This window comes from Actinoplanes sp. NPDC051494 (genome assembly GCF_044454705.1).
Classification (GTDB): domain Bacteria; phylum Actinomycetota; class Actinomycetes; order Mycobacteriales; family Micromonosporaceae; genus Actinoplanes.
This window is the reverse complement of sequence record NZ_JBITDZ010000014.1, coordinates 251,152-258,421: the sequence shown is the minus strand read 5'-3', so window position 1 is coordinate 258,421 and position 7,270 is coordinate 251,152. Positions and strand designations below refer to the sequence as shown.

The following is a 7,270-nucleotide window of genomic DNA, read 5'->3' as shown; positions in this document are numbered from 1 at the left end:
GACCGGCGGTGGGCTGACCAGCGGGATGCCGACCGGCGGTGGGCTGACCAGCGGGATGCCGACCGGCGGTGGGCTGACCAGCGGGATGCCGACCGGCGGTGGGCTGACCAGCGGGATGCCGACCGGCAGTGAGCCAGCCGACAGTGAACCGACCGGTGCAACGCCGACCGGGCGTAAGCCAGACGCCGGTGAACCAACAGGCGATGAGCTGACCGCCGGGATGCTGACCTGGGGTGCGCCAGACGGCAGCGAACCGACCGACGCAACGCCGACCGGCGGTGAACCAGCCGACAGCGAACCACCAGGCGATGAGCTGACCGGCCGTGAGCTGACCGGCCGTGAGCTGACGAGCGGCAAGCCGGCGGGCAGTAGGCCGACCAGCGGCGTCCCGGCCGGCGGTGGAGCGGCGGGCGATGGGCCGGACAGCAGAATGCCGACCGGGAGTGAGCCCGCAGGCACTGGGCCGGGCAGCACTGGGCCGGACGGTGACAAGCCGGACGATCACAAGCCGGACCGTGACGGGCCGGACGGTGACGGGCCGGACGGTGACGGGCCGGACGGTGACGGGCCGGACCGTGACGGGCCGGACCGTGACGGGCCGGACGGCGGGGGGTTGTTCGACGGGGTGCTGGCTGGGGGGCGGGTTCGGGTTGAGGCCGGGGACGCCGCGTGGTTGCGGGCGCTGCTGGATGCTGAGGCTGCGCTGGCTCTGGCCGCCTCGGATGCCGGGCTTGCGGACGCCTCGGACGCCCGGGCGGTGGCCGCTGCCTGTGCCGGGATCGAGGTGGACATCGCCGCGCTGGGGGCCGAGGCCGCCGCGACCGGGAATCCGGTGGTTCCGCTCGTGCGTCGGGTGCGGGCGGTCCTGCCTGCCGGGCCGGCCGCTCTGGTGCACCGCGGCGCCACCAGTCAGGATATTGTGGACACCGCCGCGATGCTTGTCGCGTGGCGTGCTCTCGGGCCGTTGCTCGACGATCTGGGGGGCGCCGCGGACCGGGCCGCCGGGCTGGCCGACCGGCACCGCGACACCATCATGCCCGGGCGGACGCTGCTGCAACAGGCGCTGCCCACCACGTTCGGGCTGGTCGCCGCCGGCTGGTTGAGCGGGCTCGACACCGCCCACCGTGCCCTGACCACGCTGCGTGAGCATCGGCTGGCCGCCCAGCTCGGCGGCGCGGTCGGCACGCTCGCCGCCTACCCCGCGGCGCTGTCGGGCCCGTTGACCGCGGCGTTCGCGGGGCGGCTTGGGCTCATGGAACCGACCATACCGTGGCACACCGAGCGTACCCGGATCGCGGAGCTCGCCGCCGCGCTCGGGACCGCCGCCGGCGCGATCGGGAAGGTCGCCCGGGATGTCACGCTGCACGCGCAGACCGAGGTCGGTGAGCTGTCCGAGGGGGGCGGGGCCGGGGTGTCCTCGACGATGCCGCACAAACGTAACCCGGTCCACGCGATCAGCGCCGCGGCCGCCGCGGCCACCACGCCCGGGCTGGTCGCCACCGTGCTCGCCGCGATGCCGCACGAGTATCAGCGGGCCGCCGGGGCGTGGCAGGCCGAGTGGCAGCCGATCCGGTCGTTGCTGGTGGCGGTGGGCTCGGCGGCGTACCGGATCCGGCGGTGTCTCGACGGCCTCGAGGTGCACGCCGGCCGGATGCGGGCGAACCTGGATCTCACCCATGGTGCCCTGCTCGCCGAGCGGGTGGCCGCGGCGCTGCGGCCGGCGCTCGGCGCGGACGCCGACCGGGTGGTCCGTGCGGCGGCGATCCGCGGGGACCTGGCCCACGACCCGGCCGTCACCGCCCATCTCTCCTCCGCCGAGCTCGCCGGTCTGCTCGACCCGGCCGGCTATCTCGGCAGCACCCCGGCCCTGATCGACCGGGCGCTCATCGACCGGGCGCTCATCGACCAGGCGCTGCGGGCGGCGGGCCGGTGAGGCTGCGTCACGAGGTCGCCGGGCCGCACGGCGCGCCGCCGCTGCTGCTGATCAACTCGCTGGGCGCGGACCTGTCCATGTGGGATCCGCAGATGGCCGGCCTGACCGGGCGGTTCCGGGTGATCCGCTACGACGCGCGCGGGCACGGGCTCTCGGACGTACCCCCGGGTCGTTATGCCCTGGCCGACCTCGGCCGGGACGCGCTGTCGTTGCTGGATGATCTCGGCATCGCGCGTACCCATGTCTGCGGGTTGTCGCTCGGCGGGATGACCGCGATGTGGCTGGCCGCGCACGCTCCCGAACGGGTCGGCCGGCTGGTGCTCTGTTGCACGTCGGCGCGGCTGGGCCCGCCTTCCGCGTGGGCGCAGCGGGCCGCGACCGTGCTGGCCGGGGGCACCGCGGCGGTCGCGGACGCGGTCGTGTCCCGGTGGGTGCGCCGCGGCGCACCCCGGGGAGGTGGTCCGGCTGCGGGACATGGTCGCGGCCACCCCACCGATCGGGTACGCGGGAGCGTGCGCCGCCGTCGAGGACATGGACCTGCGCGCCGACCTGCCCCGGATCATCGCCCCGACCCTGCTGATCGCCGGAGCGCAGGACCCGGCGACCCCACCGTCGCACAGTGAGACGATCATGGAGGCGGTGCCCGGCGCCCGGCTCGCGGTGCTGTCCCCGGCAGCGCACCTGGCCACCTGGGAACAGGGCGGCCGGGCCACCGAACTGATCATGGAGGCCCTGCATGGATGACGACCTCGCCGACGGCATGGCGGTGCGCCGGGCGGTGCTCGGCGACGAGCACGTGGACCGGGCGGTGGCCGGCACGACCGCGTTCACGGCACCGTTCCAGGAGTTCATCACCCGGTACGCGTGGGGTGGGGTGTGGGCCCGCGACGGCCTCGACCGGCGGACCCGCAGTTTCATCACCCTGGCCGCGCTGACCGCGCTGCAGTGCCACGACGAGATCGCCATGCACGTACGGACGGCCCGGCGCAACGGCCTGACCCACGAGGAGATCGCGGAGGTGCTGCTGCACACCGGCGTCTACGCGGGCGTGCCGGCGGCCAACGCGGCGTTCCGGATCGCGCAGCGGGTCCTCGCCGAGGAGTCCCCGCAAGCGTGACCGAACGTTACTTCGTACAGTCGCTGGAACGTGGTCTCGCCGTCATCCGGGCGTTCGACGCCCAGCACCGCGAGTTGACCCTCAGTGAGGTCGCCCGTTTCAGCGACCTCACCCGGGCCGCCGCCCGCCGTTTCCTGCTCACGCTGGCCGACCTGGGGTACGTCCGCACCGACGGCCGGCTGTTCTCGCTCACGCCCCGGGTCCTCGAGCTCGGGTACGCGTACCTGTCCGGCATGGCCCTGCCCGAGGTCGTCCAGCCGCACTTGGAGAGCCTGGCCGCGGACATCCACGAGTCGTCGTCGGTCTCGGTCCTCGACGGCGACGACATCGTGTACGTGGCCCGGGTCCCGACCCGCCGGATCATGACCGTGGCGATCAACGTGGGCACCCGTTTCCCGGCGTACGTGACGTCGATGGGCCGGGTCCTGCTCGCCGCCCTGGACGACGAGCAGGTCGCCACGTTCCTCGCCCGGGTGCCGCTGACCGCGCTGACCGACCGCACGATCACCACGCCCGGGGCGCTGCGCGCGGAACTCGGCCGGGTCCGCGCGCAGGGCTGGGCCGTCGTCGACCAGGAACTCGAACAGGGCCTGCGCTCGCTGGCCGCCCCGGTCCACGACCGCACCGGCACCGTGGTCGCCGCCGTGAACATCTCGGTGCACGCCAGCCGCACGTCGGTCGCCGACATGCGCGGCACCCTGCTGCCCCGGCTGCTGGCCACCACCGCCGCGATCGACGCCGACCTGCGGGCCGTCACGTCACCCTGATCATCCGCGGCCCCGGCCGTCACCCCGGCCGTCACCCCGGGCGTTATCCTCGCCGGGTGCCCGAGCTGACCGCGCCGACCGTACGCCTGCACGCGGCCGTGCTCGCGGCCCGCGCCGACTGGGGACCGGGCTCCCATGAGGACGGTTTCGGCCTGCGCCCGTCCGACGAGATCACCACGCCGGAGGGGTTCGCGGCCTGGGTCGCCCGGCTGACCGGCCCCGAGGCCCGGACCCGCTGCACGTACCGCTGGATCGTCGAGCAGGACCCGGCCCCGGCTTGCGGGCCGCAGGTGCTCGGGGCCATCGCGCTGCGGCACCGGGCCGGCGAGTTCGGGCACATCGGTTACGGGATCCGGCCGTCGGCCCGGCGGCGAGGGCTGGCGACCTGGGCTCTCGGCCGGATCCTCGGCGACGCCCGCGAGCTGGGCCTCACCGCGGTGCTGCTGATCTGCGCGGCCGGCAACACCGCCTCGGCCCGGACCATCGAGGCCCAGGGTGGCCGGCTGGAGGACGGCCAGGATTGCGGTGACGTCCGCCGGTACTGGATCACCCTCTGAGGCGTCAGCCCACCGCGGCAGGCCCGGTGGTGCGCGTCGGGCGGCCCAGGACGGCGACGACGGCCAGGACCACGACCGCCAGGAGCCCCACCCATCTGGGCGGCCCGCCGGCCACGTACAGCAGGTGCACCGACAGGAAGTCGCCCCATGACTGCAGCGCGGGCCGGAACAGCAGGCGCCCGAGCAGCAGCACCAGCATGACCACCGTGGCCGGCCAGGCCACCGCCCCGGCCACCTGGGCAGCGAGTGTCCCCGCCCGGGCGCGCCGGCTCGCCCACGCGGTGACCAGCCATCCGGCCAGCGCACCGAGCACGGCACCGGCCAGCGCGAACGCCCACAGCCAGGGTGGCGTCGCCCGCACCACGGTGAAGCTGGCCCACCCGTTCGAGCTCAGCACCAGGCCGTCGCGGGCGGCCCGGAACGACGCCGGCCGGCCGGAGCTCGGGTCGACCTCGTCGTAGATCCGCCATCCCGCCGCGGTCAGGCGTTGCCGCACCCCGGCGCCGAACGCCTCGGCCTCGAGCGCGCCGGCCTCGAGCGCGCCGCCGGTGTGCTCGGCCACGTACTCGGCGGAGCCGTACTCGGCGTACGCACCGTCCGTACTGGGCACCCACAGCGGCGCGGCACCGCCCCCACCGACGGTCAGGCCGGGGAACACCACCCGCTCCAGCTCGGCGGCCTGCTCGCCGGACGGCAACGACGGTGCGAAGACCCAACCGAGCCGCGCCGCGCCGGCTGCCCCGAACAGGGCCGCCAGCAGCGCGACCATGACCGCCAGGGCAACGGCCCCGGACCGTACCCGCACCAATGTGGACCACATGGCAGCCAACCTAGGGACCGCCGGCGACCAGGTCAAGATACAAGATCAACATCGACCCGGCGGCATTGATCAGGGACGATGCAACGCGGGGACCACCGACCGGATCCCGGGTGGCGGCAACGCCGCAGACGGGGGAGGAGCCGCATGTCGTTCCTGGTGGACGTGGCGAGCAACATCGTGGCGAACGCGGCTTTCTGGCTGCTGCTCGGGGCCGTTGTCTGGCTGGCGGGCAAGGCCGGGCAGGCGCGGTTCACCCGCTGGTTCGGCACCGGCGCGTCCGGGCGCGTGGTGGTGGTCCTGTCGAACATGTGGAAACGGTCGCCCACCGGACGGCCCGAGGGTTACGCCATCGGGCTGCACGAGTCGCTGGCGGCCCAGAGTGTCAACGCGCTGCTGGGCTCGGCGCCGCTGCGGCTGCCGGACATCGTCCGCGGACTGGTGGACGCGCTCTGGTCGCGGTCCCGGCTGGAGTGTGTGGTCGAGGTCAGCCCGCCCACCGGCGGTGAGCTGGAGGCGACCGGCACGCTGGTCGTCGTCGGCGCCGCTACCCGCAACTCGGTCCGCCGCAGGCACCTCGAGCAGGGTCTGCCGCGGGCCACGTTCGTCGCCGAGCATCCGCGGGAGAACGGCCGGGACGCCGACCGGGGAGCCGGGCACGGGACCGGACCCACAACCGGACCCACCACCGGGCACGGGACCGGGCAGGAGGTCGTCGTACGACGCGGCGGCGGGGACCTGCAGCGGATCCGGTCGCAGCACGGCGTCGCGGTCGTCGAGAAGATCGTCCTGCGGGACCGGGGTCAGAGCGTGTTCTACTGCTTCGGCTCCCGTGGGGACACCACCTGGCTGGCGACCGAGTACCTGGTGCGGCACTGGCGGCAGCTGGCCCGGGAGTTCGGCGACGACCCGTTCGTCGTCTGCCTCGGCATCCCCCTGCCGCAGGAGTACCACACCGAGTACCACGAGCCGATGGTGCTCGCGAGCATCCGGCCCTAGGCGGGGGCCCCGGCGCGGCGTTTCTGGGCGTACATGGCGTGGTCGGCCTGGTTGATCAGGTGCCGGACGTCGTCGCCTGCCTCGCCCAGCGCCCAGCCGACGCTGGCGCCGACCCGGAAGTGACCGGACGCGCCGTCGATCGGCTCGCCGAGGGCGTCGCGCAGGCGGACCGCGGTGGCCGGGAGCGTGCCGGCGAGGGCCGGGCCGCTGAGCACGGCGACGAACTCGTCGCCGCCGGTCCGGGCGATCACGACGCTGTCGCGCAGGTGGTGGCGCAGGCGCTCGGCTACCACCACGAGGACCTCGTCGCCGGCCTCGTGGCCCGCGTCGTCGTTGACCTTCTTGAAGCCGTCGAGGTCGACGACCAGGACCCCGACCTGCTGCCCGGCCCGCCCGGACAGGGCATCGGTACGCGTCCTGAGCAGCGTGCGGTTGGCGAGACCGGTGAGGCAGTCGTGGGTGGCGGCGTACTCGGCCTCGGCCTGGCTGCGTTCGAGCTCGGAGTGCAGCCGGGCGTGCTGGATCGCGATGGCGGCGTGCTCGGCGAACAGGGCGAGGATCTCCTGCTGCTGGGGGCCGGGCCTGCGCAGGCCCTCGGGCAGGTCGACGCTGAGCACACCGAGCCACTCCCCCGACGGCGCCTTCATGGGCGCGAAGAGACAGTCCAGCGGGTGCCACATGTCCGGATCCTCGCTGGGCGCGATATCCGGCGTCCACACGTAGAGGTTCTCGGGCACGCCGACCCGGTGATCCACGAAATACAGCGTGCCCCAGCGCTCGGAGATGCGGAACAGCTCCTTCCAGCCCTCCGCCGAGCCGCGGCTGCCGAGCAGCTCCCGCTTGAGGTCCGCACTGCCCGCGACGGCCACGGTGAGGTAGTCGCCGTTGGGCTCGGCCAGGTTGACCGCGGCCAGCCCGAAGCCGGCGACCTCGACGACACCGCAGGCCACGGCGTCGAGGGTGGCGGTCAGATCGAGGCTGGCGTGCACGCGCTTGGTGACCGCGTGCAGCGCCCGGAGAGCCTGCAACTGGGTATCGGCGCCCACGACAGGCTCCCTCCGCGACATCGCTGATCAACAG

Annotated in this window: 9 protein-coding genes; 7 read left to right on the top strand and 2 right to left on the bottom strand. The window is 74.2% G+C overall.

Annotated elements, in window-relative coordinates; all coding sequences use genetic code 11:
• From ACIA6A_RS36770 to ACIA6A_RS36745, 6 genes are all read left to right on the top strand, one after another.
• Positions 1-1,933 (top strand): lyase family protein (locus ACIA6A_RS36770; RefSeq protein WP_396102676.1); only part of this gene is annotated, 1,933 nt, incomplete at its 5' end.
• Positions 1,930-2,556: an alpha/beta fold hydrolase gene (locus tag ACIA6A_RS36765; RefSeq protein WP_396102675.1), complete on the top strand. Its 627-nt coding sequence runs from the start codon at positions 1,930-1,932 to the stop codon at positions 2,554-2,556. The genes ACIA6A_RS36770 and ACIA6A_RS36765, both read left to right, overlap by 4 nt.
• Entirely contained in the window at positions 2,465-2,677 is a 213-nt protein-coding gene (locus tag ACIA6A_RS36760; RefSeq protein ID WP_396102674.1) for an alpha/beta hydrolase, read from the top strand. Before ACIA6A_RS36765 ends, ACIA6A_RS36760 begins: the two co-directional genes overlap by 92 nt.
• Positions 2,670-3,050, top strand: a complete 381-nt coding sequence (gene pcaC / locus ACIA6A_RS36755; protein WP_396102673.1) for a 4-carboxymuconolactone decarboxylase — start codon at positions 2,670-2,672, stop codon at positions 3,048-3,050. Before ACIA6A_RS36760 ends, pcaC begins: the two co-directional genes overlap by 8 nt.
• A complete protein-coding gene (locus ACIA6A_RS36750) occupies positions 3,047-3,817 on the top strand; it encodes an IclR family transcriptional regulator C-terminal domain-containing protein (RefSeq protein ID WP_396102672.1) in 771 nt (256 codons plus the stop codon). Before pcaC ends, ACIA6A_RS36750 begins: the two co-directional genes overlap by 4 nt.
• Positions 3,818-3,873: 56 nt before the next feature.
• Entirely contained in the window at positions 3,874-4,374 is a 501-nt protein-coding gene (locus ACIA6A_RS36745) for a GNAT family N-acetyltransferase (RefSeq protein WP_396102670.1), read from the top strand.
• A gap of 4 nt (positions 4,375-4,378) precedes the next feature.
• Here the strand turns inward: ACIA6A_RS36745 and ACIA6A_RS36740 are convergent, their stop codons facing one another.
• Positions 4,379-5,194 carry a hypothetical protein gene (locus ACIA6A_RS36740; protein WP_396102669.1) on the bottom strand — a complete coding sequence of 272 codons (816 nt, stop codon included), beginning with the start codon at positions 5,192-5,194 and terminating at the stop codon, positions 4,379-4,381.
• A gap of 144 nt (positions 5,195-5,338) precedes the next feature.
• On the opposite strand from ACIA6A_RS36740, the gene ACIA6A_RS36735 reads away from it, so the two are divergent.
• A complete protein-coding gene (locus tag ACIA6A_RS36735) occupies positions 5,339-6,190 on the top strand; it encodes a hypothetical protein (protein ID WP_396102668.1) in 852 nt (283 codons plus the stop codon).
• On the opposite strand, the gene ACIA6A_RS36730 is transcribed toward ACIA6A_RS36735, so the two are convergent.
• Positions 6,187-7,236: a diguanylate cyclase domain-containing protein gene (locus ACIA6A_RS36730; protein WP_396102667.1), complete on the bottom strand. Its 1,050-nt coding sequence runs from the start codon at positions 7,234-7,236 to the stop codon at positions 6,187-6,189. The two genes, ACIA6A_RS36735 and ACIA6A_RS36730, sit on opposite strands and share 4 nt — an antisense overlap.
• Between the last annotated feature and the right edge of the window lie 34 nt (positions 7,237-7,270).